This is a genomic window from Pseudomonas sp. JZ134, from assembly GCF_051027695.1.
Taxonomy (GTDB): Bacteria; Pseudomonadota; Gammaproteobacteria; order Pseudomonadales; family Pseudomonadaceae; genus Chryseomonas; species Chryseomonas luteola.
Window position 1 is genome coordinate 1165525 of record NZ_CP069250.1, and the last position, 26026, is coordinate 1191550.

23 protein-coding genes are annotated in these 26026 nt (G+C 56.0%); 11 read left to right on the forward strand and 12 right to left on the reverse strand.

Annotated features, from left to right (window positions below; all coding sequences use genetic code 11):
- Positions 1-2 precede the first annotated feature (2 nt).
- Both JQR86_RS05310 and pncB read left to right on the forward strand, forming a co-directional pair.
- A complete protein-coding gene (locus tag JQR86_RS05310; RefSeq protein WP_407362148.1) occupies positions 3-728 on the forward strand; it encodes a lipopolysaccharide kinase InaA family protein in 726 nt (241 codons plus the stop codon).
- Positions 729-1046: 318 nt separating this feature from the next.
- Entirely contained in the window at positions 1047-2246 is a 1200-nt protein-coding gene (gene pncB, locus JQR86_RS05315; protein WP_407362147.1) for a nicotinate phosphoribosyltransferase, read from the forward strand.
- Between the two features lie 30 nt (positions 2247-2276).
- Here pncB and JQR86_RS05320 read toward each other — a convergent pair whose 3' ends face one another.
- From JQR86_RS05320 to JQR86_RS05355, 8 genes are all read right to left on the reverse strand, one after another.
- Positions 2277-3359, reverse strand: a complete 1083-nt coding sequence (locus JQR86_RS05320) for a DUF1513 domain-containing protein (RefSeq protein WP_407362146.1) — start codon at positions 3357-3359, stop codon at positions 2277-2279.
- Positions 3360-3381: 22 nt separating this feature from the next.
- Positions 3382-4446, reverse strand: a complete 1065-nt coding sequence (locus JQR86_RS05325) for an imelysin family protein (RefSeq protein ID WP_407362145.1) — start codon at positions 4444-4446, stop codon at positions 3382-3384.
- A 10-nt stretch (positions 4447-4456) separates the two neighbouring features.
- The gene (locus JQR86_RS05330) at positions 4457-5875 is read right to left on the reverse strand and encodes a di-heme oxidoredictase family protein (protein ID WP_407362144.1); all 1419 of its coding nucleotides are present in this window, start codon (positions 5873-5875) and stop codon (positions 4457-4459) included.
- Positions 5876-5977: 102 nt separating this feature from the next.
- On the reverse strand, positions 5978-7318 hold the full coding sequence (locus tag JQR86_RS05335; protein ID WP_074824748.1) for an imelysin family protein: 1341 nt from the start codon (positions 7316-7318) through the stop codon (positions 5978-5980).
- A gap of 104 nt (positions 7319-7422) precedes the next feature.
- Positions 7423-9489, reverse strand: a complete 2067-nt coding sequence (locus JQR86_RS05340; RefSeq protein ID WP_434154449.1) for a putative bifunctional diguanylate cyclase/phosphodiesterase — start codon at positions 9487-9489, stop codon at positions 7423-7425.
- A gap of 152 nt (positions 9490-9641) precedes the next feature.
- Positions 9642-10223, reverse strand: a complete 582-nt coding sequence (locus tag JQR86_RS05345) for a superoxide dismutase (protein WP_019366744.1) — start codon at positions 10221-10223, stop codon at positions 9642-9644.
- A gap of 159 nt (positions 10224-10382) precedes the next feature.
- Positions 10383-10985, reverse strand: a complete 603-nt coding sequence (locus JQR86_RS05350) for a LysE/ArgO family amino acid transporter (protein ID WP_122041957.1) — start codon at positions 10983-10985, stop codon at positions 10383-10385.
- Between the two features lies 1 nt (position 10986).
- Positions 10987-11385, reverse strand: coding sequence for an ACT domain-containing protein (locus tag JQR86_RS05355; RefSeq protein WP_074824740.1), 399 nt, complete (start codon positions 11383-11385; stop codon positions 10987-10989).
- A gap of 87 nt (positions 11386-11472) precedes the next feature.
- On the opposite strand from JQR86_RS05355, the gene JQR86_RS05360 reads away from it, so the two are divergent.
- The 3 genes from JQR86_RS05360 (at position 11473) to JQR86_RS05370 (ending at position 14341) form a co-directional block, all read left to right on the forward strand.
- Positions 11473-12363, forward strand: coding sequence for a LysR family transcriptional regulator ArgP (locus JQR86_RS05360; RefSeq protein WP_074824738.1), 891 nt, complete (start codon positions 11473-11475; stop codon positions 12361-12363).
- Between the two features lie 12 nt (positions 12364-12375).
- Positions 12376-13329, forward strand: a complete 954-nt coding sequence (locus JQR86_RS05365; protein WP_125887701.1) for an NAD-dependent epimerase/dehydratase family protein — start codon at positions 12376-12378, stop codon at positions 13327-13329.
- A 100-nt stretch (positions 13330-13429) separates the two neighbouring features.
- On the forward strand, positions 13430-14341 hold the full coding sequence (locus JQR86_RS05370) for an ATPase (RefSeq protein WP_434154450.1): 912 nt from the start codon (positions 13430-13432) through the stop codon (positions 14339-14341).
- Positions 14342-14386: 45 nt separating this feature from the next.
- Here the strand turns inward: JQR86_RS05370 and JQR86_RS05375 are convergent, their stop codons facing one another.
- The 3 genes from JQR86_RS05375 to JQR86_RS05385 are packed head-to-tail and all read right to left on the reverse strand — an operon-like array spanning position 14387 to position 16946.
- Positions 14387-15436 (reverse strand): alkene reductase, encoded by a 1050-nt coding sequence (locus JQR86_RS05375; protein WP_019366738.1) that lies wholly within the window; start codon positions 15434-15436, stop codon positions 14387-14389.
- Between the two features lie 21 nt (positions 15437-15457).
- Positions 15458-16621: an MFS transporter gene (locus JQR86_RS05380; RefSeq protein WP_434154451.1), complete on the reverse strand. Its 1164-nt coding sequence runs from the start codon at positions 16619-16621 to the stop codon at positions 15458-15460.
- A 28-nt stretch (positions 16622-16649) separates the two neighbouring features.
- The gene (locus tag JQR86_RS05385) at positions 16650-16946 is read right to left on the reverse strand and encodes an ArsR/SmtB family transcription factor (protein WP_286787476.1); all 297 of its coding nucleotides are present in this window, start codon (positions 16944-16946) and stop codon (positions 16650-16652) included.
- A gap of 361 nt (positions 16947-17307) precedes the next feature.
- Between JQR86_RS05385 and JQR86_RS05390 the strand changes: the two genes are divergently transcribed.
- From JQR86_RS05390 to JQR86_RS05415, 6 genes are all read left to right on the forward strand, one after another.
- Positions 17308-17988: an OmpA family protein gene (locus JQR86_RS05390; RefSeq protein WP_010795270.1), complete on the forward strand. Its 681-nt coding sequence runs from the start codon at positions 17308-17310 to the stop codon at positions 17986-17988.
- Positions 17989-18260: 272 nt separating this feature from the next.
- Positions 18261-20327: a putative bifunctional diguanylate cyclase/phosphodiesterase gene (locus tag JQR86_RS05395; RefSeq protein ID WP_051001242.1), complete on the forward strand. Its 2067-nt coding sequence runs from the start codon at positions 18261-18263 to the stop codon at positions 20325-20327.
- Positions 20328-20526: 199 nt separating this feature from the next.
- Positions 20527-21111: a YceI family protein gene (locus JQR86_RS05400; protein WP_434154452.1), complete on the forward strand. Its 585-nt coding sequence runs from the start codon at positions 20527-20529 to the stop codon at positions 21109-21111.
- A 26-nt stretch (positions 21112-21137) separates the two neighbouring features.
- Positions 21138-22298: a phospholipase D-like domain-containing protein gene (locus JQR86_RS05405; protein ID WP_434154453.1), complete on the forward strand. Its 1161-nt coding sequence runs from the start codon at positions 21138-21140 to the stop codon at positions 22296-22298.
- A gap of 65 nt (positions 22299-22363) precedes the next feature.
- Positions 22364-23641: an acyltransferase family protein gene (locus tag JQR86_RS05410; RefSeq protein ID WP_434154454.1), complete on the forward strand. Its 1278-nt coding sequence runs from the start codon at positions 22364-22366 to the stop codon at positions 23639-23641.
- 96 nt (positions 23642-23737) lie between these two features.
- A complete protein-coding gene (locus JQR86_RS05415) occupies positions 23738-24322 on the forward strand; it encodes a DJ-1/PfpI family protein (RefSeq protein WP_150346873.1) in 585 nt (194 codons plus the stop codon).
- 61 nt (positions 24323-24383) lie between these two features.
- On the opposite strand, the gene JQR86_RS05420 is transcribed toward JQR86_RS05415, so the two are convergent.
- Positions 24384-25907 carry a fumarate hydratase gene (locus tag JQR86_RS05420; RefSeq protein ID WP_010795264.1) on the reverse strand — a complete coding sequence of 508 codons (1524 nt, stop codon included), beginning with the start codon at positions 25905-25907 and terminating at the stop codon, positions 24384-24386.
- Between the last annotated feature and the right edge of the window lie 119 nt (positions 25908-26026).

Here is a 26026-nt window from a genome sequence, read left to right on the forward strand (position 1 = left end):
TTATGTCCGATATGTCTTTCCCACTGGGTACAACGTCGTCCAAGGGTACAGAGCGTTCCTTTGAAAACTGGTGGGGCATGTCGGGAGAGTGGGTCGAGGCGCCTAACGAGCGGCGGGGTGGAGAAAGCGGCGTCCAACGTATCCAGATCAATGACGGTACCATTGCCTATGCCAAACGTCAGGTAGGGCATATCTATCGAAGTCTGCGTCATCCGTTTGGGCGGCCAACGGCCCTGCGTGAGCGAGATGCCTTGACTTCTATCGCTGCGCTGGGCGTGGGCGTACCGGAGCTCTTGTTCTGCGAGGCTCGACGGGATGACCAAGGCTGGCGCGCACTGCTGGTAAGTGCCGAACTCGATGGGTATGTATCGCTGGAAGACTGGTACGCCAGCGGTGCCCAGACGCGGTATGACCAGGCGACCCGCAATATATTCCTGAAACAACTTGGCGCTATGTTGGCTCGGCTGCATAAGGCGCGCTGGCAGCATGGCTGCCTGTATGACAAGCATGTGTTCTTGCGCGTCCGTGAAACACAAGGCGAGGTTGATTTCGATGTGGCATTACTGGATCTCGAAAAATGCCGCCGTCGTTTCTCAGCGCGTCGCGCCGCTCGGCGGGATCTTCTGCAACTTAAGCGCCATTCGTCGCTCAGTCATGCGGACTGGCAGACCTTGGTCTACGGTTACCAAGCAGTATTTGGCAGGGTCATCAAAGGGTTGCAGCCATGAACTTAACAATCACAAGAACTTTGCTTTTAGTGGGTGCCCTCGGCGTTACAACAGTGGCGTTTTCGGCCTGGCACGAGCCGGGTGCAATGGTAGTCCAAGGACATGAAGGAATCTCTTATTGCCAGACTCCGGCCAACGCACGAATGGTTAAAGCGGTTCCGTCCGATGAAAACCTCATGCTGTTCTTGTATGGGATGACCCAGCGCGCGGCAGGCGCTCATTGATATTTAACGCTGCGAAGTACGGGAAAAGGGTTTTTATTCATTCAGAGCTCGGGCATGCTGTGGATGTTTGATTTGATTACCTCGAGCGAAACCTATGGCTGATGGTATTTTTTCCCGGTGCAGCGTTCAAAGCCTTCTGGATACGGACTTTTATAAGCTCACTATGATGCAGGCTGTCCTGCATAACTATCCCAATGCGGAAGTCGAGTGGGCATTTAAATGTCGAAACAATGAAGATCTTCGACCCTACGAGGCCGAGATTCGCGCCGAGATCGAACGGCTTGCCGATATCAGTATCAGTGATGAGCAGTTGGCGTTCCTCGAGCGTATCCCTTTCATCAAGCCCGACTTTATCCGCTTTCTTCGCCTGTTCCGCTTCAATCCGCGCTATGTGCATATTGGTGTTGAGAACGGTGCGTTCAGCCTGCGCCTGCGAGGCCCGTGGCTGCATCTGATCCTTTTTGAAGTGCCGATCCTTGCGTTGATAAGCGAGGTGCGCAACCGCAATCGCTACCCTGAGCAGACCTTGGAGCAAGCCCGTGAGCAGCTCTATCGTAAATTTGAGTGGCTGAAGCAGGAAGCCAGTCCGGCCGAGTTGGCCGATTTCAAAATGGCGGACTTCGGGACGCGCAGACGCTTCTCGTTTCCGGTTCAGGAGATGGTGGTCAAGGCGCTGCGAGATGATTTTCCCGGGCGTTTCGTAGGGACCAGCAACGTGCATCTGGCCCTTAGCCTGGGCGTAACCCCCCTGGGTACCATGGCGCATGAGTGGTTCATGGCACACCAGCAACTAGGGCCAAGACTGATCGACAGTCAGATCTCTGCACTGGACTGCTGGGTGCGTGAATATCGTGGACTTCTGGGTATTGCCCTGACCGACACTGTGACCATGGATGCCTTCCTTCGCGATTTCGATCTGTATTTTGCGAAGCTGTTCGACGGCCTGCGCCACGACTCTGGTGATCCACTGACATGGGCCGAAAAAGCGATCAGGCATTACGAAAGCCTGGGCATCGACCCGATGAACAAGACCTTAGTGTTCTCCGACTCGTTAAACTTGGAAAAGGCGCTGAATCTTTACCGAGCCTTGAAGGGCCGAATCAAGGTGAGCTTTGGTATCGGCACCAATTTTACGTGTGATTTGCCGGGCGTTGCGCCAATGAATATTGTGCTCAAAATGACATCCTGCAATGGTCAGCCCGTCGCCAAGATCTCTGATGTGCCTGGCAAGACCCAAAGTGAAGATCAGGATTTTGTTTATTACCTGAAGCACGTTTTTCGGGTTGCTTCCTGAGTGAAAGGCTTGATGGGTACGCAGTACCCATCAATGCAACAGCAAATGGTTATCCCACAGGCCGGAAGGCAGTTCGAGTGGCTTCATCACGATCTGTGTCTGTCTGCAGTCATAATGGCGGCAGCGGCCCTGACCTGAAGTCACGACAAACCCGCTTGCCGCTGCGCCTACGCCTGCACAATCTGGTAGAGGTGCGTCCAGCCGCAGCATGCCACTGTCCAGGTCCCAGATAAAAAAACGATTGCCTCGAGGGGCTGTCAGGGCAACCAGTCTCAATTCGTCATGTACTGCTACGCTTGCCGTGTATTGGACCATGGATTGACGCTGCGTCTCTGCCACCGGAAAGGCTTTGAAGGCTTCTCCGGGACGCTTGATTCCGAGCATGGCGGCTGCGTCGGTGGCTGCGCCCATATATTGCTGACAGGCCAGAATGGTGCCGTCCTTTGCAATGGCCAAGTGGCGAACGCTGTTCATCTGCAGGTCCAACGTCTCCTTGGAAAGGAGCTCACCTGAGCGGCTCATCAAGACCAGGCTGGGTTCCATGGCATCCAGGTTCATTTCTACCCGGCTTTCAGCCTCGGTGCGAATTCCCCCGTTGGCAACAACAAACGTCTCTCCATCCGGCATCCAGGCTACTTCATGGGGGCCCAGACCATGGGTGCTTAGCTCATGGGAGCGAATCAGGGCTCCATCACTGAAGCGATAGGCACTTAGCAGGCCACGGCCAGGGTCCGTCGTGTCGTTCTCGGTAACGTAGAACCACGTGCCCTCTGCGTGGAAAACCCCGTGCCCATAGAAATGACGATTTGCAGGCGAGTCGAGCGTCTGGACAAGTTTTCCATCGCGCAGGTCGATTACATAGCTCTGCGTACCTGGGCGGCGAGCCACGAAGACAGCAAAGGGCTCGCTGGGGTGCGTGACGATGGCATGGCATCGTTGCGCAACCTCGGTGACGAAAACAGCCTTACCGGTGAGGCGATAGCCCACAGCAAAGTGGCGGCCATCTACATCGTCCCGGGCAGAAAGCAGCAAGGGTTGCTGGGACCCTGACGTAAACGTCCAGCGACCCAGGCGTTGCAGGTTATGGAACAGACTACTCAACAGAGTGGACATGACGGATACCCAATGTCGTTACTCAATCACCATCGTTGGCGTTGAACCCTAACTGGATGCCAAGGGCCTTAGCCAGCTCGCCTTCATGCAGACGATGTACGGTATTGAGGCTGTCATAAAAAGCGTTCAGTTTGGCGACGCCCGCCTCGTTACTGAGCCAGGACTTCAGCGGCTGTTGTTGCAGCTCTGCCAGCTGTTTGCTGCTCTCGGCATAAGCGGTATCGATTTTATCAGCCAAGGGTTTTTGTTCCTTGGGCAACAAGACACGTAGCCCTTTACCGTCTACGCCATTCCACAGCGCCTGAGCGCCAGCAAGGCTCGCGGCAATACTGAGAAGCGACGATTCGCTACGCCAGGCTTCAGCCTGGTACGGCTGTGGAATACCTTTGCTTTGTCTACCCAGCGGAACGCCCAGCTTTTTCTTCAGGCTGTCTAGCGCTGTGACCTGTACCCGCAAAAGGTCAGCAATAGCTTCCTGAGCATCGGCATAGCGTTGATTCGGGAATTTGGAGAGCTGTGCCAGCATGCCATCCGTTTCCTTCCACCGGGTAAGGATACGCTGTGCCAGCTCCTGCTGGTGCTCGGCAATGGCTGTCAGAAGCGGACAGTAGCGTGCCCTCTGTTCTGCATTAGCTAGTTCGATATTGCTGTCGAACAGAATGTATTCATACGCCGTCAGACCCTGGACGACAACGCTGGCTTTGTCCAAGGTGGCCTTATCAACCTGAGGATTACTCTTGAGCAGCTGTTCCACTTGGCGGGCGACCAGGTTTTTCTTGTCGGGGTAGAACTGCACTTGCCAAGCCGTATTATTTTCGGCCAGCGGGCCGATCAACAGCGGTTGCAGTTCGGCCCAAGCCTTTTGTGCGTTGAAAAAGGCTTCACGAGCCTTGCCAAGTTCTTCCTTGCCGGAGCAGAAGGCTACGGCGCTGCTCGCCAATGCCCGATCGGTCTCCACCCAGCGAGCGTATGCCGGTAGCAGGACCTGCTCGGCCAGGGCGGCGCTGGTCTGGGCCTGTTGATTCTGTGGCGAGCAGGCACCGAGTGCCAGGGCAAGCCCGGTTAGCAAAAGCCGAGGGCGGAACATGCAACGCTCCTTATAGCGAATTCAGAAACTCAAGCAGGGCAGCACGCTCTTCGGCGTTGAGCCCCAATACGTTTTGCTTGGCCGCCTCGGCTTCTCCGCCATGCCAGAGAATGGCTTCAAGCAGGTTGCGAGCACGACCATCATGTAAAAATTGCGTATGACCACTGACTTTTTGTGTCAGGCCTATTCCCCACAAGGGGGGAGTACGCCACTCACGACCACTGGCCAGAAATTCGGAGCGATTGTCGGCGAGTCCTTCGCCCATGTCATGCAATAAAAGATCGCTGTAGGGGTGAATGGTCTGATTGGCCAGTTCAGGGACCGTAGCGTTGGCAGCCGTCTGGAAGGTGGGTATGTGACAGGCAGGACATCCCGATGCGTAAAACAGGGTCTTGCCTTGCAGCACGGATGGTTTGTCGACTCCACGTCTGACGGGAACTGCAAGGTTGCGCGTATAAAAGAGCACCATGCGGCGAATATTGTCGCTGACTTCCGGATCACCCCCATTAGGTGCATGCTTGCAGGCTGTCTGAGCCTCTGTGCAATCGTCATTGGGGACCAGGCTGGTCGTCAGACCCATGTCGCCGGAAAACGCCGTGGCGTTCTGTTGGTCAAGTGTGGGCTGGCCTGCCTTCCAGCCGAAGCGGCCCAGCATGGTCTTCTGTTCAGCAAAGCTCCAGACCCAGTTGGCTCGTCCAGAAATACCATCCCTGTTGTCATCATTGGGGGCGGCATTCTTGAGGATGTCACTTTCCGATATGGCTTCCAGAAGGCCCAGACCAATCATGGGTGGCGCTACACGTGCGGAGAACTGGGCTTGTGGATGAAACGGACCGTACCCGAGACTTTCTATGCGCAGCGTAGGCTTTCGCAGGGTGATGACGGTGCCATCCTTAAATGTGACCGGTACGTCCGCGTAATCGAACCTGATCTTGCCCTCTGGCGGTACGCCAGGAATGGCATTGTCCTGTAGCTGTCCGCCATAGGTGGGTTCGGGTACAACGCCCAGTCTTTTCAGGGTCTCCTGATCCTGCGGTCCGCCGGGTATGGATAGTCTGACCAACATGGTGAAGGCATTGGTTGCGTGCGGGCCCGGGGGATGACCACGTCCGTCGCTCAGGTGGCAGCTCTGACAGGCGTTGATATTGAACAATGGACCTAGACCATCTCGCGCTGTTGTGGAGGAGGGCGCGATGACCCAGGGATTGCGAAAAAAACTGTTACCTACGCTGAAATCCAGACGCTGAGCGGGCGTCAGGTTGTTGGAGGGAAACGAAAAGGCATTGGCGCTCTGGTCATTGACGCTGGTTGTACCCGCCGACAAGGCCTCGCCCGGTTCTGCGTGGGTAAAGTGCGGTGAGTCATCACAGGCACTGAGGAACGAGACGAGAAGCGCCAGGGGGGCCAAACGAAGGGGAGCTAGTGTCATCAGAGCCAAACGGTATCGTTAAATGATCGACCTGAACGTATCGAAGCCACGGCAGGTAGGGCCTGCCGTGGCTTCGTAAAAACGCCGTGCCCTTGGGGCGGATCAGAATTCGTGATCGGCGTTATCGGGCTTCAGGTCTTGGATGCCCAGCTTGGCCGCGGCCTGTTCGATGGCTCCGGTCTGCTTGACCAGGGCCTGAATGGCGTCACGGATCTTTTGCTGGTCGGCGGTGTTATCCGGAGCGATCATCTGGTCGTAATGAACACCGTCCTTCTCTGCACGATCAACAATGGCCTGCATCTTGGCCTGGGTATCGTCGAGATCAGCCTTGAGCGTGGCATCGGCTTGCGGGTCAGCCTTGGCAACCAGTTCGGAAAGGCTTGGGCCTTTCACCTCTGTACCGTCGATACGCTTGTACTGGCCCAGATAAACATTGCGAATGCCCAGTGCATCGTAATAAAGGGTGTGATGGGTATCGTCGCTGAAGCAGTCATGCTCGTCTTCAGTCGAGTTGGCTTCCAGAGATACCTTCATACGCTCGCCGGCCAGTTCTCCCAGCGACAGACTGCCCATGCCGAACAGCATCTTGCGGATTCCAGAATCTGCACTTTCCTGCTCCAGCGTCGCGCGGTAGTTATCAGGTACGCCCGGTTTCCACTGACCAGCCATGTACTCAAGGTCGCTAACCAGGAGATCAGTTACCGCTTTCAGGTACGCGCGACGGCGATCGCAGTGACCACCCGTGCAGCCATCCCCTGCAAGATAATCCGTTGCGGGGCGGTTGCCTGCACCGGGGCCTGTCCCGTTAAGGTCCTGACCCCACAGCAGAAATTCGATTGCATGGTAACCCGTCGCCACGTTGGCTTCCGAGCCGGCCAGCTCATTCAGACTGGCCAGCTTTTCACCAGTAATGTCCTTGACGTCAACCTTGTCTTCACCAATCTGAATCTCTTCGTTGGCAATGATGTTGGCAGTAGCAGCCGGGTTACCGGTCGCATGTTGATAATCGGATGCAACATAGTCGATCAGGCCTTCATCCAGAGGCCATGCGTTGAGCTGACCTTCCCAGTCATCCACAACAGGGTTGCCAAAGCGGAAGGCTTCTGACTGGGAATAGGGCGTGCGCGCTGCCATCCAGGCCTCTCGAGCCGCCTTTAGTGTGGCGTCGGAAGGGGAGGCCAGGAAGGCATCGACGGCTTTCTGCAGATTCTGACCCGCTGTAAAGGCGTCGCTGAACACAGCCTCGGCAATGTCAGCGTAATTCTTGATCACGGCCTTGGCCGCGGCTTCATCCGGTTTCGCCGCCTGTGACGTTGTCGCTGAGGTGGCTGCAGGGGCTGCTGCTTGATTGGCGGGTGCCTGTTCTTTCTTGTCGTCACCACAGCCTGCCAGGGAAATGGCGATAGCGAGGAGGCTTACGCTCGCCCAATGCATACGGGTCATTCCGGAATCCTTTTCTAAAATAGGGTGCTCATTACATGAGTCAGGAGAAAAGCCGGATAATAATGCGAAAGATTTTCATTTTTGAAAACCCTTTTCGCCAAGGGTCAGTGCTTTACTGGCATAACCCGTGAAATGGGCAGGCCTTGAATACGCGCCTCGATAAACGCGGGGATCTGATCGGCGGGAATTGGCCTGCTGTAGAAGTAACCCTGACCCTCGTCACAGCCTTGCTCCACAATGTAGGCCTCCTGCAGGTCGGTTTCCACACCTTCGGCGATAAGCTCTTTGTTGAGGCTTTTGCCCAGTTGGATGATGGCGCGTACTAGGGGAGCGTCGTCTTTTTCGTCGCTCAGATCCTGCACGAAACTCTTGTCGATCTTGATTTTGTCCAGAGGCAGTCGCTTCAGATAAGCCAGAGAGCTATAACCGGTGCCGAAATCATCCAGTGCTATCAGCGCGCCGACTTCCCTGAGACGACGCAGCGTTTGCACGGCAGTGTCCACATCTTCCATCAGTGCCGTTTCAGTAACCTCAAGCTCCAGCCGCTTAGGCGGAATCCCGTGGCGTAACAGGAGCGATTGTATAAACGCAGGCAGATTTTCCTGTTGTAGCTGCACAGCTGACAGGTTGATGGCCATGCGTAGGGAGGTGTAACCGCTTGCGTACCAGGTATGCAGTTGACTGCAGGCCTGCTCAAGCACCCATTCTCCGAGAGCTACGATGCTGCCAGTGCGCTCGGCCAGGGGAATGAATACATCGGGTGGAATGAATCCGTGGATAGGATGATTCCAGCGCAATAGGGCTTCCACTCCACTAATCCGTTGGCTCGCATAGTCAATCTGAGGTTGGTAGACCAGATAAAACTCCTGGCGTCTCAGGGCTTCACGAAGGTCCTTTGCCAAACCGCGCCTGAAGCGGATGTCCTGATCCACACTGGCCACGTAGAACTTGTAGCCGCTATGACCCTGGGTTTTTACCAGGGCCATCGTCTGCTCGGCGCGCTGCATCAACTGGTCGGCGGTCTGGCCATCCTCCGGGTATAGCGTGATGCCGATCGAAGCGCTCAGGTGGGCTTGATACTGTTCGACACTGAATGGCGAATCGAGCGCATCCATAACAGCATGGGCCAATTCAGCGGCTTCGTCGGGTTGCTTGATCAGCTTGATGAGCGCAAAGCGATCCCCCCCAAGCCGCCCAAAACCGTCTACTCCCGGGCAGCCCGCCCGCAGTCGGGTTACCAGTTTGAGCAGAAGCCTGTCACCCACCTGATAGCCGTATTGCTCGTTAATGCTTTTGAAATCATCAAGGCCCAGGCATAGCACGGCTACGCTCAGGTTTTGTCGATCCGCCTCGGAAAGGGTCCACTCAAGCTGACCATGAAAGGCTTGTCGATTGGAAAGGCCGGTCAGCAGGTCATGCTGACTGATCCGTTGAAGGTTGCTGATGGCCTCTTCACGAAGCGCAGTGTTTTGCTCGATCGAGGCAAGTAGCTGGTTGGCAGTGTTTATCCAGCGGCCTAGCTCGTTCTGCTCATGTCCTTTGAGGAGGGGGAGAGGTTTGTGGCCTGGCAGACCGGGTTTGATCGCCGCCAGATGGTTGAGCAGTCGGGAAAGGGGGCGCGTCAGAACCCAGTGATAGACCAGATAAAGCGCCAGCACCAGAATCAGGACGCGAACCAGTAACGAGACGAGGATAAAGGCTGAGTTCTTTAAAAATTTCTGCCCGTAAGGGGCTGTGTCTACAGTGATACGCAAGTCGCCATAATACTCCTCAACCGGTGGCTCGCCTGTAAGACGGATGCTGAAGCGTTGCTCTTTGCCAAAGAGCCTATCAGTAAGCAGGTGTGTCGAGCCGCTGAGCAGTGGGCGAGCGTGCTCTGATAAGGGCTGCTCGCCGGGAGCGCCAATGTAAGCCTCACGAATGGAGGGATGCTTGAACAAGCCACGGGTAACGTGTTCGGCCATGGTGTCATCCAGGCGATACATGGCCTGGGTGGCAGGGTCCCTGAACATGGACAGCGTCTGGCGTGCATCCGTCTGGATCTGATCACGTACCTGTCTGGCCTCATAGGCGATCTGTACGATGCCCAACAGCAGTCCGACGAGCAAGGCCGTTGGTAATGCTACAAGCAGCAGCTTCAACGACAGGCTATGCCGAATGCTCAGTTTCACTCCGTGCTCCTTTCCATGGATGGCTTTGCCATCCTATGTCTACTACAGGATAAAATGTGTAATAACCGAGTCTAGCTGTCTCTTCGCAAAAGTAGGCATGACTTAAAAACAAAACCCGGCGAAAAGCCGGGTTTTGTCGAGAGATACCAGGATCAGGCGGCGAAGTTTTTCGCTACGAAGTCCCAGTTCACCGTGTTCCAGAAGGACTCGAGGTACTTTGGACGCAGGTTGCGATAATCGATGTAGTAGGCATGTTCCCACACGTCGATGGTCAGCAAGGGCTTATCACCCGAAGTGATGGGGTTGCCAGCACCGATGGTGCTGGCCAGCGCCAGGGAACCATCCGCCTTCTTGACCAGCCAGGCCCAGCCGGAACCAAATGTGCCGATGGCCGTCTTGGTCAGCTCTTCCTTGAATTTGTCAAAGGAACCAAATGCCGTTGCGATGGCATCTGCCAGGGCACCCGTAGGCTGGCCGCCACCGTTAGGCGCCATGCAGTTCCAGTAGAACGTGTGGTTCCATACCTGGGCAGCGTTGTTGAAGATGGCGCCAGAGGACGTCTTGATGATGTCTTCCAGGCTTTTGCCTTCGTACTCAGTGCCGGGCACCAGGTTGTTCAGTGCGGTGACATAGGTCTGGTGGTGCTTGCCGTGATGGAATTCCAGCGTCTCGGCGGAAATATGCGGCTCGAGGGCGTTCTTCTCATAGGGCAGCGGCGGCAATTCGAAAGCCATGGTTATCTCTCCATAATGTTTCGTCAGGGCATTGCACGGCAATGGTCGACCGATCAGGCGCCGGTCTAACCTGCGGTAAGGCCTTAGGCTCAATACCGCGGCGGGGGATCATAGCACTCGCTTCGTTAGCTCGCCATGTAACAAACCCGACAGAAAGTCTTATGGCTTGTAAAGGATGAGCTGTATGGCCGTGATCAGCATGACGGTTCCAATCGCCATATCGATCATGCGCCATACGCGCGGTCGGGTCAGGTAGGGTGCCAGCTGCGCCGAGCCGATTGCCAATGTGAAGAACCAGAGAGCAGACGCGCAGCCTGCACCGACCGTAAAAGCCAGTGGTGCCGGTTGCTGGTTGCCTAATGCTCCGAGAACCAGAACGGTATCCAGATAAACATGAGGATTCAGGAGCGTAACGGCCAGTGCAATGCCTAGCGTCTTACCCAATGAGCGGGGTGCCGCCGCTGCGCTATGCAGTGACTGTGACGTAAGTGCTCGTCTGTAGGCACAGATGCTGTAATAGAGCAAAAAGATAATACCAGCCCATTTGAAGACGCCCATCAGCCAGGCATTCCCGGCAAGTAAAGTGGCCAGGCCAAACACGCCAATGGTTACCAGGCTGATATCGAAGAACAGACAAAGCGCGGCCACAGGCAGGTGATGTTCCCTGCGCAATCCTTGGGCAAGGATGAATGTGTTCTGCGCACCGATGGCTATGATCAGACCGCCCATGGTCATGAGTCCTGTCAGATAGCTCTGCCACATCTTATTGGCCCGCCAGCGTGAGTAGGGCAGCCATGGCGCGTGCTTGGTCCGCCTCTGCGACGAAGAGGTGATCATGGTAAAAGCCGGCGACTACATTGCAGCTGATGCCCTGCTGTGCCAAGGCGTTCGAAAACGCGGCAGTCAAACCAACAGCCTCCAGTGCGGAGTGAACGTTCAGGGTGATCCAGGCAGCTACGTAGGTATAGGAGAGCGCCAGGCGGTCAGCATCTTGCCTGGTCAGGACAACGGTCAGGCCTTCCTGCTCCCTGAAGGTTGCCAAGGGGATTACGTCCTGAGGCAACGTCTGTTCATGTAACGAACAAAACACGTATTGGCCTGGATTGAGCACAGGCTGCATTTGGCTCAGCAAAAGCGAAAGATCATGAATGGCGTGAGACATCGGTGTTCTCCAGAAAGGGATGGCCAGTCTGGAGAGAAAGCCTGTATAAGAAAAACAAATAGTGCTGATCAGTCATTAGGAAAACTGATGTTTGATTATAAACTTTTGGCTGCGCTCGCCGCTGTCGTAGAGCAGGGCGGTTTTGAGCGCGCGGCACATGTACTGGGATTGTCCCAATCTGCCGTCTCACAGCGAATCAAGCTGCTGGAAGCCCGCATTGGGCAGCCTGTCATTGTGCGTACATCGCCACCCACCTCTACTGATGTAGGGCAAAGGCTTCTAAACCATGTTCAGCAGGTGCGATTGCTTGAACGCGACCTCCATAGTCAGGTGCCGGGGCTTGATGAAGCCAGGACGGTGGAGCGTTTGCGGGTCGCCATCAATGCCGACAGTCTGGCTACTTGGTGGGCGGCCAGTATCGGCCCCTTCTGTACCAGACAGGGGATCCTGCTGGATCTGGTTGTCGAGGATCAGGAGGTGGGACTCAAGCGTATGCAGGCCGGGGAGGTAGCCGCCTGCGTCTGTGCCAGTGCACGTCCGGTCGCCGGTGCCCGGGCGGTATTGCTGGGCGCCATGCGTTACCGGGCAGTCGCCAGCCCCGCCTTTCATGCACATTACTTGTCCGAGGACGTAACGGCTGAGCGCCTCGCTCAGGTGCCTGCAGTCGTCTATGGGCCGGATGATCAGCTTCAGCATCATTTCCTGGCACGGCTGGGCTTTACTGGTCATTTCGATCATCATCTATGTCCTTCTTCGGAGGGCTTCGTGAAAATGGTCGCCAACGGGCTTGGCTGGGGGTTGCTTCCCGAGCTGCAAACCCAGGCGGAGCGCGAGCGAGGCGAATTAATTGATCTGGTGCCGGGGCAGGTGATCGATGTGCCGCTGTACTGGCATTCCTGGCGTAACGGTGGTGATTTGCTGACGGCCTTGACTCGACATCTGGAGAGCCAGGCAGCCTGTTGGCTGGTAGCGACTTGACGGGGAGATCTGATGCGAATTCTGGTGACGGGCGCGAGTGACTACATTGGTGCACGCCTCGCCCTGGATCTATTGGCGGACAAGCATTTGGTGCGTATTCACGGTCAGCCGGGAGCTATGCTCGATGCCTTGGTAAAGCAGGGCGCTGAATATATCCCGGGGACCCTGACCGACACGGAGCAGGCGCGGCGCCTGTGTGATGATATCGATGCCGTTGCACATTGTACCGATGGCGTAGGCGATCTTTCGGCGCAGGCCATGGACGCCAGTTTTTCCTTTATCGAGGCCTGCCTGCATATGCGGGTCTCGCGCCTGGTCTATCTATCTTCCAGCCATGTTTACGAAGCGGGAGGGGAGGCGCTCAAGGAGGATGCCGTACCTGCCAAGCCGCGGACAGTCGAGGCGCAGCGGCGCTTGCAGATCGAGCGCCTGGTTTTTACAGCAGCAGAGTTCGGGTTGGACGTCATTGTGTTGCGCCCTGCGCAGATTATTGGGCTGCCCGATAACGCTTGGGCGCCAAAGCTTGTTCAGCTCAACCGTCAAAAACGTTTGCGTCAATTGGGTAACGGTCTCAATCGCTGGGACTTCACTAGCATGAACAGCCTTTGCACAGCCTTGGGTGTTGCACTTATGACCGAGCACCCAGACGCGCTGAACAAGGCTTTCAACTTGAGCGAGGGGCAATCTCAGCCGGTATGGGACGTGGTGAATTATCTGATGCGCCGTCTGAAGCTTCCGGTTCTGGGGCAGGCCACGGCTCGCATTCAGCCAAAGGTTCTGCTGCAAGATATGCTTGCTGCAATCAAATCCGCCAGAAAAGAACGTGAACCCGATCCTCTGCACCTGATGGATCGCAATTTTACACTGGATATCAATCGGGCCCGCGATATCCTGGGTTTTCAACCCCAGACCACGGTCTGGAAAGCTTTGGATGAATATATTGAAAACCGCTCCGCAAGGCGATAACGCCAGACTGCCAGCGCTGTGATGGCATTTGTATACTAGCTTTTTGAGAGCAAGCCCCGTGCCTGTCGGCTCATGCTTTTTTCACCAATGAAGGTCCGCCATGCGAAACGATTCATTTGATGAACTCGACAATGTACCCAGCCTGACGCCTGACAAGGACCTTAGCGAAGACTTTGGGCGTGCCAGCCACGGTCGGCATCATCGCCATGCGCCTGTGGAACAGGGGCGGGAAGTCGAGGCCCATGTCGCGGCTAATCCCCAAGAGCCATTACGGGCTTCGCGTGGAGCCAAACCGGTCCGCGTTCCGAGCACAGGTCCTCTATGGGCATTGATTGCGGCCATGATCATTGCGTTGGCGGGGCTGGGTTGGTGGAGCCATCAGCAAATTCAGCTCATGCAGGAGCAGGTCGTCGCGACCCAGGAGAACTTTGCACGAATCAGTGAAGAGGCTGCCGGTCGGCTTCAGGATATCTCGGGCAAGCTGGTTGCCAGCGAGTCAAGCGGGACGTCCAGTCGAGAGTCCTTGTTGTTGCGGCTGAAAAATATCGAGACCAAGGTGGCAGACGTGGCCCGCCAGCAACAGGCAGCGGTGGATGCGCAAAGTGCCCTGGACAAGCGAATCGACCAGCTGGCTGCTGACTTCAAGACGCAGCAGGGCAACGCCTCGGATCTGAATGGCCGCGTAGCGGCGTTGGCTGATGAGCAGGCTGGCCTGAAAGCGGCGCAAGGGGATTTGAAACGCTTCAGTGATCAGATCGATTCGCTCACGGCGCAAAACAAGAGTTTGCAGACAGATATCGCCGCGCTCAAGAAACGGGGCGACCCTTCTGGCGCTATCGAAAACCTGCAGCAGGATCTTCTTGTACTGCGCAGTGAGCTGGACTCACGTAGTAACAACAGTGGACCGGATTCCGCTTCGTTCGATGCGTTCAGGGCCCAGACCGTGCGCAATATAAGTACGATTCAGACCCAGCTGCAGAACCTTCAGCAGCAGATTAACACTCGCCGCTGACATTCTTCAGACATGAAAAGCCCCGCCAGAGCGGGGCTTTTTTTATTACAGCCGGGGGTAGTCGATATAACCTACAGGGCCAGGTACGTAAAAGGTTTCCGGGTGAGGCTCGTTCAACATGGCCTGACGGGCAAAGCGCTCCGGCAGGTCAGGGTTGGCTATAAACGGAACACCAAACGCCACAGCGTCGGCGGTTCCACTTTCCAACCAGGCATTGGCGCTGTCATGGGTGAAGCGTTCATTGGCGATAAAAACGCCGCCAAAAGCGTCCTTAAGTTGTGGACTAAGGCTGTCATCAGCTTCAGCCTCACGGGCGCAGATAAAGGCAATGCCGCGCTTGCCCAGCTCACGGGCCAGATAACCGAAGGTCTCGGCCGGATTTTCGTCGCCCATGTCATGCAGGTCACACCGAGGCGAAAGGTGAACGCCTACACGATCGGCGCCCCAGACATCGATACAGGCATCGGTCACTTCAAGCATCAGGCGAGCCCGGTTTTCAATGGAGCCACCATATTGATCGGTACGCTGGTTGGTGCTGGTTTGCAGGAACTGGTCCAGCAGATAACCATTGGCCCCGTGAACTTCTACGCCATCGAAACCCGCTTTTCTGGCGTTCTCGGCACCCTTGCGGTAAGCCTCGACGATACTGGCAATCTCTTCGGTTTCCAAGGCACGCGGGATGACGTATTCCTGCTTGGGACGGACCAGGCTCACATGACCTTTGGCGGCGATGGCGCTTGGAGCCACCGGCTTTTCGCCCTGGAGGTAAAGCGGTGCGGAAATACGACCTACGTGCCAGAGTTGCAGCATGATGCGCCCGCCTGACTTGTGCACGGCTGAAGTGATCTTTTTCCAGCCCTCCACTTGTTCGTCGGACCAGATGCCCGGGGTATTTGGATAACCCACGCCCATTGGGTCGACGGAGGTGGCCTCGCTTAAAATCAGACCAGCCGACGCACGCTGCGCGTAGTACTCGGCCATAAGGTCGGTAGGGACGCGATTATCATCTGCGCGACAACGAGTCAGCGGTGCCATGACGAAGCGGTTCGGCAATTCCAGTGCGCCGATTTTGATCGGATCAAACAGGTTGGGCATGGTAACGACTCCGTAGGTGAATCATTGGCTGACAGCCAAGCCGCTTTTCCGGGCATGGCTAAAGGTCAGTAGGGTCAGAATCAAGGCAATCAGGGCCAGTCCCCCGGCAGCCAGCGGAACGCTGGTCAGGCCCAGTCCATGGGCGATAACGCTTCCTCCTACCCAGGCGCCCAGCGCGTTGCCAACGTTGAAAGCGCCAATGTTCAAGGTAGAAACGAGGTTGGGTGCGTCCTTGCCAAAGGTGACCACGTTGATTTGAAGTGCGGGAACCGCTGCAAAGGCGCAGGCTGCCCATAGGAACAGGATGATCTCGGCAGCGACCATGCTATGACTGGTCCAGGCCAAAAGGGATGACACGACGGCCATCGCGATGAAAATACCTATGAGCGTTGTGGACAGACGCCAGTCTGCAAGGCGTCCACCCAGGATGTTGCCGAAGGTAAGGCCTACACCGATCAATAGCAGCGTGCTGGTTACACCGTACTCTGACAGACCTGTTACATCAGTAAGCAGCGGTGTGATGTAGGTGAAGAGGGCAAACATCGAGGCAGAGAACATCACTGTCATCGAGAGGGACAGCCAGAAACCGGCCCCCTTCAGCGCCGCCATTTCACGGCGCAGGTCGGTTTTTTCCTGTGGCGCCTTGCTGGGCAGAACGAACCAGAGACCTGCCAGCGCAAGGACACCAATGAGGGAGACGGCCGCAAAGGTTGAACGCCAACCGGTTGCCTGTCCTAGTGCTGTGCCCAGCGGTACGCCAAGAACGTTCGCCAGCGTAAGGCCTGTGAACATGAGAGCGACGGCAGAGGCCCGGCGGTTCGCTGGCACCAGACTGGCCGCTACCACCGAGCCGATACCAAAGAAGGCGCCGTGGCAGAGTGCCGTGATGACGCGAGCCAGCATCAGGACGTTGTAGTCTCCGGCTAAGGCGCAGAGCACATTGCCAATGATAAAGATGCCCATCAGAACGAGCAGGGCCATCTTGCGTGGCCAATTAGCCGTCACCATCGCCATGAAGGGCGCACCGATTGCAACACCCAATGCATACCCGCTGACGAGCCAGCCGGCAGACGGGATGCTGACATGAAGGTCATTGGCTACATTGGGCAGAAGCCCCATGATCACAAACTCGGTGGTGCCGATGGCAAAGGCGCTAAGCGCCAGCACTAACAATGAAGCGGGCATCGCATCTCTCTATGTTAAGGCGGAAAAATCAGAGCTCTCGGCCCAGCTGCTCGACGAAGGCATTGATCACTGCTTCGTTACGCTTGTAGAAGACCCATTGGCCAACACGCCGGGTTGTAACGAGGCCGGTACGCTGAAGCGTGGCCAGATGAGCCGAGACTGTGGATTGGGAAAGTCCCGTTTTCTGATCGATAAGGCCTGCGCACACGCCAATCTCCAACGGGTGGTCCTGTTGGATGAAGTGTTTTTCCGGTTCACGCAGCCAGGCCAGAATGTCTCGTCGGACGGGGTTGGCTATCGCCTTGATCAGATCATCGATATCCATAATGTTCGTATATCGGTTTATCGGAATAAGACGAACCTTATATCGAAATGACACGATATACAATGTTGTTTAGCTACCTAATGTCTGATGCAGATACGCTGATTGTTCAAGAAGGTGCGTCGGCATCTGGTCGTACACTACCGTTTAGCGGTTTCGTCCAGAGAGGGGCACGTTTATCGACTAGTCTTGTGCGGTCGTTCAGCCGTTTCGCTGAAGCGAATTGATTATTCGTCCTGATACCGGTAAACCGCTCTTTCGCCATGGGTTCATTAGGACTTTCATGCGAAAGCATGACTGCTCATGGCTAGTCTTTCTGTGAAAAGAGCAGTTTTCACAGGTCCGTTAGAAGTTGGAGAAGTTCATGGCGTCTATGAAGCGTCCTTTGATTCTGGCACTGGCCGGTGCGCTACTTGCAGGGTGTGCATCCAGTAATCCTTACGAAAACCAGGGCGGTAGTGGCGGATCCCGTACCGCGACCTATGGCGGCCTGGGCGCATTGGCGGGTGCTGTCGCCGGCGCAGCCATTGATCATAACCATCGCGGCAAGGGCGCTTTGATTGGCGCAGCGGCGGTAGGCGCAGCGGCAGCGGGCTATGGTTACTATGCGGATCGTCAGGAAGCCGAGCTGCGTCGTCAAATGCAGAACACTGGCGTAGAAGTACAGCGCCAGGGTGATGACATCAAGCTGATCATGCCGGGCAACATCACGTTTGCAACGGATTCGGCCGATATCGCTGGCAATTTCTACAAGCCGTTGAACGATCTGGCGACATCCTTTAAGCAGTTCGATCAGAACAGTGTCGAAATTGTGGGCTATACCGATAGTACAGGTAGCCGTGCTCACAACATGGATCTGTCCAATCGACGTGCCCAGAGTGTAGCGAACTACCTCGTCGCTCAGGGTGTCGATGCTTCACGTGTTAGTACGCGTGGTGCCGGGCCGGATCAACCGATCGCGACCAATGCGACCGCTGATGGTCGTGCTCAGAACCGTCGTGTCGAGGTCAATCTAAGGCCGTTGCCTGGTGCAGTGACCCAGTAAATGCACCCTCCGTGATGCTACCGTTTAGCGGAATCTGGTAGCGTCACGGTTTGGTCAAGAAAATGGCGCTGTATTTTTGTTGTTCTGGATAATAACCTTATCGCCAAACCTCGGTTCTATTAGTGGCATGCAGTAGAGCCTTGCCGAGTGCTCGAAGGGAGGAGTTGTATTCAGTGCAGTACGAACTGAAAGGAGGCGACACGGAAAGTCCAGTTCCTAGTATCAATCAGGGGCCTGTACTGCTCGTTGTCGATGACCGGGTAGAAAACCTCATGGCCATGCAGGCGCTGCTTGAAATAGAGGACTGGCGTGTCTTGACCGCCAACTCGGGTGAGCGTGCCTTGAGATACTTGCTCGATGAGCCTATAGATCTCGTACTGCTGGATGTGCAAATGCCCATCATGGACGGCTTCGAAGTCGCTCGGATGATACGCGGCAATCTGCGCACCCGCTTTACACCAATCATATTCGTCTCTGCCGAGGCTCACTCTTACGAGGCTGTTCTACGAGGCTATGCTACCGGTGCGGTGGATTACCTGCTCAAGCCGGTCGATCCCAACATTCTGCGGCACAAGGTGCGCTCCCTGCTCGAACATGAGCGCAATCGTCGCGAACTCCTGCAGCTGAGTCAGCAGCTGGAGCTTGCCAAGGCATTCAGTGACTCCCTGCTCGATAATGCGGCAGAAGGCATTCTGGTCGTTAATGAGCATGGCCTGATCACATTTGCCAATGCGGCGATTGCCCGCATGCTCAAGCGTCATATCAGCGATCTCGTGAATTCCGAGTTCATGGCTCACTTGAGCAATCCTGATTTAGGGGATAGCTGGGCCGACTCGACGTTCATGGAGCACTATGAAAGACGTGAAACCTATCGCCTGCATGATGCCAGTCTGTGCACATCCCGAGGCGGCATATTGCCGGTGACTCTTTCCTGTGCGCCTCTGCCGCGGATGCAGCGCGCCATGGTGATGATTGCACTCGACATGTCCATGATGCGCGAACTGCAGGATCAACTGGAATCGCAGGCGGTTACCGATGCCTTGACCGGTTTGCTCAACCGGCGGGGCTTCAACCAGACCCTGGAGGCAGCACTGGCTCGTACGGGGCGTAACGGCAAGCGCATGGCCGTTCTCTACATTGATCTGGATGGCTTCAAGAAGGTGAACGACTCGCTTGGTCATGAGGCTGGCGACCGTGTGTTGTGCATGATTGCCGAACAGCTCAAAACCTGTATGCGTCCTTACGATGTACTGGCGCGTATGGGCGGTGACGAATTCACCGCGTTGCTTGATACCTTGGATCATCCCGAGGATGCCGCCCGGGTCGCCGAAAAGCTGCTTGAGCTGATGACCAAAACGCACACTGTTGACGGTGTAGAGGTCAGCTTGGGCGCAAGCATTGGGATCGCGAGCTATCCCGAGTGTGGTCATAGTGTCGACGGATTGCTGCGCTCGGCCGATATCGCCATGTATGAAGCCAAGCGAGGTGGCCGCCAGCAATACCGCTTTTTCTCACCGGAGATGAATGGCCGTGCACGCTCGCGCCTTATGCTGGAGGAGAGCGTCCGCAATGCCATCGATAACAAGGATTTCGTGCTGGCTTATCAGCCTCAGGTATACCTGAAAAACGGCAAGCTGCGCGGCTTTGAGGCCTTGTTGCGGTGGGAGCACAACGTGGCGGGCAAGGTTTCACCGAACGTCTTTATCCCGCTGCTGGAAGAGACTCGGCTGATCAATCGCATCGGTGATTGGATCTTTCGCGAAGGCGCTATGAAGCTGCAAAGCCTGTCCGAAGTCTACGGCAACGGGCTTTTGCTGAGCATCAATTTGAGTCCTGTCCAGTTCGGCATGCCGCAGTTGGCTGAAAGCCTTCGGCAGATCATCGACAGTTATGGTTTGCGACCCGATCAGCTCGAGATTGAGGTAACCGAGACGGCTCTGATGCATGACATTGATTATACCCGCGCTCAACTGGCACAACTGCGCGCGCTTGGTGTTCGAACAGCCGTGGATGATTTTGGTACGGGGTATTCTTCACTGGCCTACCTGCGTCACTTCGAACTCGATACCTTGAAGATCGACCAGTTGTTCATTGCCAATATGCTCGACTCGCCACGCGATGCTGCGATCGTCAGCACTATTCTTGAGCTGGGACGTAACTTGGGGCTTGAGGTCGTGGCAGAGGGTGTCGAAACACTGGAACAGCGGGAGTGGTTGCTTGAGCACGGTTGCGAGATCATGCAGGGCTTTCTGGTTTCCAAGCCGCTCAATTCCGATGTGACCCAGCATTTTCCTGATCGCGTGGACTGGAGCAGTCGTCGTCCCGACTACTCGCTATAGAAGTGTCCTTGCTCACACTCCTCATGTGGGCAGGGAACTCGCCGTTGTGATGGGTGCCGTATAAGCCATACCGTGATTGGATCAGGTCCGGTCGGGTCTATCGCTGCTCAGTCTTTTGGATAGAAGGCGCTCGCAAGAGGCTCATGTCAATACTGTGCGGCAAGGTCCTGGTGAGCCGGACAAACTCTCAGGAGAGCTCATGCGCGCATTTATCCTAGCCCTCACAGTGGCCTTCAGTCCTTTTGTCTTCGCGGATTGGCAGGTTGAGTCAAGCTACTCTCGTGTCAGCTTTGTAACCGTGAAGCGCGGCAACATGGCTGACGTTCAATTTTTTTCCACCGTAACGGGCGTGATCGATCAGCATGGTAGTGCTCGATTGGCGCTTCCATACGAGTCACTGGACAACACCCTGGCGCTACAAACCGAGCGGATGAGAGAAACTCTGTTCAAGGCAGATCAGTATCCGGAAGCGGTCATTACCAGTCAGATCGATCTGCCTACCTGGGAGCAAATGCCGGTAGGAAGCATTCGCCAGGAAAAGCTGGACTTCGAGCTTGAAATCAACGGCCAGAAGCAGCGCTTGAAAGCGGATGTTTCGGTTACCCGAATCGGGGAGACACTGGTTCAGGTCAGTACTTTGCAGCCGGTATTGATCAAGGCGATTGACTTCAGTCTGATGGAAGGACTGGACAAGCTCAAGGAAATTGCCAGCGTCCCCTCGATTACACCTGAGGTGCCCGTTTCTGTGCTGTTAACCCTTCGCCACGTGCCTACCCCTACCTGAGTAGCGGGCTTTCCAGGAGCGTCATCATGCCAGGTGCGGTGTATCCATGGCGCGAACAAAATGAATATGAGCTGCTGGTTGATGGCGGGTGTTTTTTTCCTGCCATGCTGGAAGCCATATCCAAAGCCCGGTATAGCATCGACATCGAACTCTATCTGGTAGAAAAGGGCTCGTGTGCAACTGCCCTGATGGAGGCCTTGATTGAGGCGGCGCATCGGGGAATACAGGTGCGTTGTCTTTTCGATGGTTTTGGTACGCTCAAGATGGACGACATGCACCGGACCCAGTTGAGCGAAGCGGGCGGTCAGGTGCGTATCTATAATCCGGTAGGTCTCTGGCGTGGCTGGCGCAACCTGTACCGTGACCATCGCAAGCTCCTGATTGTGGACGAGTCGCAGGCCTTTGTGGGTGGAAGCGGGGCAACCAATGACTTCTGGACGCCAGGGGAGGAGCTTTGCCAGTGGCATGAAGTGATGGTGAGCATGCGCGGGCCGTTGGTGTCCGACTGGATGAGCCTGTTCCAGCGCCAATGGCAAGCCTGCCATCAGCGGCATGCTTGGAAGCCTGAGGCCAGCCGTGGTCGTATTCTGGTTCCAAGACCGCCGCAGGCAACTTCGGGTCTTGGGCGGGTGGCCTATGCTGATGCTCGCCAGCATCGGGACATTGTACTGTCCCTGGTTCGAGCCCTGATTGTTGCCAAGAAGCGTATCTGGTTTGCTACGCCATATTTTCTACCGTCCTGGCGGGTCAGGCGAGCCTTGCGCAAGGCTGCTCAGCGAGGCGTCGACGTGCGCCTGATTCTGACGGGCCGGCATACGGATAATCCTCCCGTCCGTTTTGCCGGGCAGCGCTATTATCCGCGCCTGCTCCGGGCGGGCGTGAAGATCTATGAATATCAGCCGCGGTTTTCCCACCTCAAGATGGTTCAGGTCGATGACTGGGTCAGCGTAGGCTCATGCAATTTCGATTACTGGAATCTTCGGTTCAACCTTGACGCTAACCTGGAAGCCATTGACCCGACGCTGAGCCAGGCCGTCAGCGAGTGCTTTCTAGCGGACTTCCAGCAAAGCCGCGAAATCACGCTACAGGATTGGCGCAACCGTCCTTGGTGGAAACGCTTGCGTGAACGTCTGTGGGGCACGCTGGACCGTCTGGTGCTGACCGTTCTGAGCAAGCGTAAGTCTTGAGTAAAGCAAGCCTTGCATTTTTTTAAGGCGATACACTACGCGCCTTGCAGTAAGGAGTGAGCGTAATGCTCAAAATAGAAAAACAACGATTCATTGGGCTTGAGTGGCTTCGCTTCCTGATGGGTCTTTATGTGGTCATCTACCACACCATTCATTTTTATCCCGAACGCAAAACCGTTCCGTTGCTGGACGAACTGACCAGTATGGGTTTTTTTGCGACCAGTACCTTCTTTGTTCTGTCCGGGTTCTTGCTGGCGCACGTCTATCTCACTGATAACCAGATGCGAGAGCCTGCCAAGAGTTTCTGGGTTAAGCGATTCTCCAATTTGTATCCGATTCATATATTCGCGCTGCTGTTTTCCATAGTCGTCGTAACCTGGATCGGCTTCATGGACATACCGCCTGATGGAGCCAAGGCCAGCGTCCGGTTCGTGGTTTACGACACCAACGAGGTGCTGGCCCGAACCAATCCGGAACTGTTCCAGCACTACATGACCAATCTGGAGCTTGCATTCAATGGGCTGCTGCAGATTACGATGCTGCAGGCCTGGAATCCCTACTACCTCACCTTCAATGCGCCGCTCTGGTCCATTTCGGCGTTATTCTTTTTCTATCTGGTCTTTCCCTATGCGGCGCCGCGCCTGATGCGTGCGCGCAACAAATGGGGTGTGCTTGCCATCATAGGCCTGTGCTACCTGATTCCTCCTGTTCTGGTGATCTGGAGCCAGGATTACGGCATGCCGTATACCGGTTTGCTGCAACGAGTCCCATTGCTGCGCCTGCCGGAGTTTCTGGCTGGCATCGTGGCGTATGGCCTCTTCCGTCAGCAAAGTGAGCGAGGCGCGCAGCCAAGCCGGGCCATCCGCCTGGTGATGACCGGCTATCTGCTATTGAGTTTTGCAGTGGCCACCGCGCTGTTTACCCATGGTCCCAAACTCTGGTACTTCCTTCTTCATAACGGTCTGTTACTGCCGTCTCAATTGATACTGGTCTATCTCAGCGCATTGGCGCAGGAACCAAAGAGCGAATGGCTTAAACACTGGTCGCCCCGGCTGGGTGCGGCGTCATTGTCCATGTTCGCACTGCATGTGCCATTGTCAGGACTGTTCATGACGCTCGAGAAATGGATTATGGGTGACTTCCCGTTGTGCTTTAGCAACTGGAGCGCGTGTATCGAGGCTGCCGGTCACGTAGAGAACGCCATTGAGGTTTACGGACTCTTCCTGCTGTTTGTGATTTTCATCTGTGTGATTTTCCAGGAGCAGGCCGTGGCACCTACCCGGCGATGGTTGATCAGGCATTTGTTGCCCAAGGTAGAAAAGACCAGGCAACTGCCTACATAGCGCACAGGAAATTTTCAGGCGCCGGGTCTGCCAGGGAACTGCAGGTGGACCCTCTGCTCGAAGAACAGTCGAACCCACCTTTGGAAGGAGACTGCTATGGCGGCAAAGAAAATTCTCATGCTGGTAGGTGACTTCATCGAAGACTATGAAGTGATGGTGCCTTTCCAGGCGCTACAGATTGCCGGACACCAGGTGGATGCTGTCTGTCCAGGCAAGGCATCCGGCGATACTGTGCAAACCGCCATTCATGACTTCACAGGTGAGCAGACCTACAGTGAAAAGCCGGGCCATCGCTTTACGCTCAATGGAGACTTTGCCAAGGCACGTGTAGACGACTATGACGCTCTGGTCATTCCTGGAGGGCGGGCACCCGAGTATTTGCGCGTCAACGAACAGGTGCTTGAGCTGGTAAGGGGATTTTTCAAGGCTGACAAGCCCGTTGCTGCACTGTGTCATGGTCCCCTGATCCTGGCAGCGGCCGGCGTGCTCAGGGATGGCGTTGAGTGCAATGCCTATCCGGCGTGTGCGCCTGATGTCAAAGGGGGCGGTGGAACCTATATTGAATTACCCATGGACGGTGCTCATGTCAGCGGCAAGCTGGTAACCGGTCCGGTGTGGACCGCTCATGTGGAGTGGTTGCGCAAGTTTCTGGAGGTGCTCGGTACACGTATCGAGCCTTGAGTCAGTGGTGCAGATGCAATAAAGCCCGGCTGTACCGGGCTTTATTGTTCATCCTACAGGCTTAGGAAACTTCAACCGCCAGACTTTCAGCGATTTTCTTCTGCCAGATTTGCGGGCCGGTGTTATGCACGGACTCACCATTGCTATCGACCGCAACGGTGACCGGCATGTCCTTGACCTCGAACTCATAGATCGCTTCCATGCCCAGCTCCGGGAAGGCCAGGGTCTTGGAGGCCTTGATCGCCTGGGCCACCAGATACGCTGCACCGCCTACGGCCATGAGGTAAACCGCCTTGTTGTCCTTGATCGCTTCAATGGCGATCGGGCCGCGCTCGGATTTGCCGATCATGCCGAGTAGACCCGTTTGCTCAAGAATCTGACGGGTGAACTTGTCCATGCGGGTAGCCGTGGTGGGGCCTGCCGGACCTACGACTTCGTCGCCAACCGGGTCGACCGGGCCAACGTAGTAAATGAAGCGACCCTTGAGGTCTACGGGGAGCGTCTCGCCCTTGTTCAACATATCGACCATGCGCTTATGCGCAGCATCGCGGCCGGTCAGCATCTTGCCGTTGAGCAACAGGGTCTCGCCTGGTTTCCAGGTCAATACTTCTTCAGGGGTTACCGTATCCAGGTTGACGCGACGTGCAGAAGGGCCGGCTTCCCAGACAATTTCCGGATAGGCATCCAGCGGCGGAGCTTCCAGGGCAGCGGGGCCAGAGCCATCCAGAATGAAATGGGCATGGCGTGTCGCTGCACAGTTCGGAATCATGCACACCGGCAGCGAGGCCGCGTGAGTCGGATAGTCCTTGATCTTGACGTCCAGGACTGTGGTCAAGCCGCCCAGGCCCTGAGCGCCAATACCCAGCTGGTTGACCTTTTCGAATAGCTCCAGGCGCAGCTCTTCGATACGGTTCTGCGGGCCGCGGGCTTTCAGTTCATGGATATCGATTTCCTCCATGAGCGATTCCTTGGCCAGAACCGCTGCCTTTTCGGCCGTACCACCGATGCCGATACCCAGCATGCCGGGCGGGCACCAGCCTGCACCCATGGTCGGAACGGTTTTCAAAACCCAGTCGACGATAGAGTCGGACGGGTTGAGCATGGCCATCTTGGATTTATTTTCGGAGCCGCCGCCCTTGGCTGCAACATCAACCTCAACCTTGTCACCAGGAACGATGCTGTAGTGGATGACAGCCGGGGTGTTGTCCTTGGTGTTTTTGCGCGCACCGGCCGGGTCGGCCAGGATGGATGCACGCAGGACGTTTTCCGGCAGGTTATAGGCGCGGCGAACGCCTTCGTTGATCATGTCGTCCAGGCTCATTGTGGCGCCGTCCCAGCGCACGTCCATGCCAACCTTGACGAATACGGTCACGATACCCGTGTCCTGGCAGATCGGACGGTGGCCGGTCGCACACATGCGCGAGTTGATCAGGATCTGGGCCATGGAGTCGCGTGCGGCAGGGGATTCCTCACGCAGGTAGGCCTCGTGCATGGCCTGGATGAAATCCACGGGATGGTAATAGGAGATGAACTGCAGGGCATCAGCAACGCTCTGGATCAGGTCATCCTGCTTGATCACGGTCATGTACGCGCTCCTTATTAGGCTATCAGTACTGCGCGGTTCTCGTGTCTCGTCCGTGGCGTCGTTTTGGAAGCAGGCGAAAGTCGTCTGATCACGAAAAGCAGCGTCCGGGCGCGCAGGTC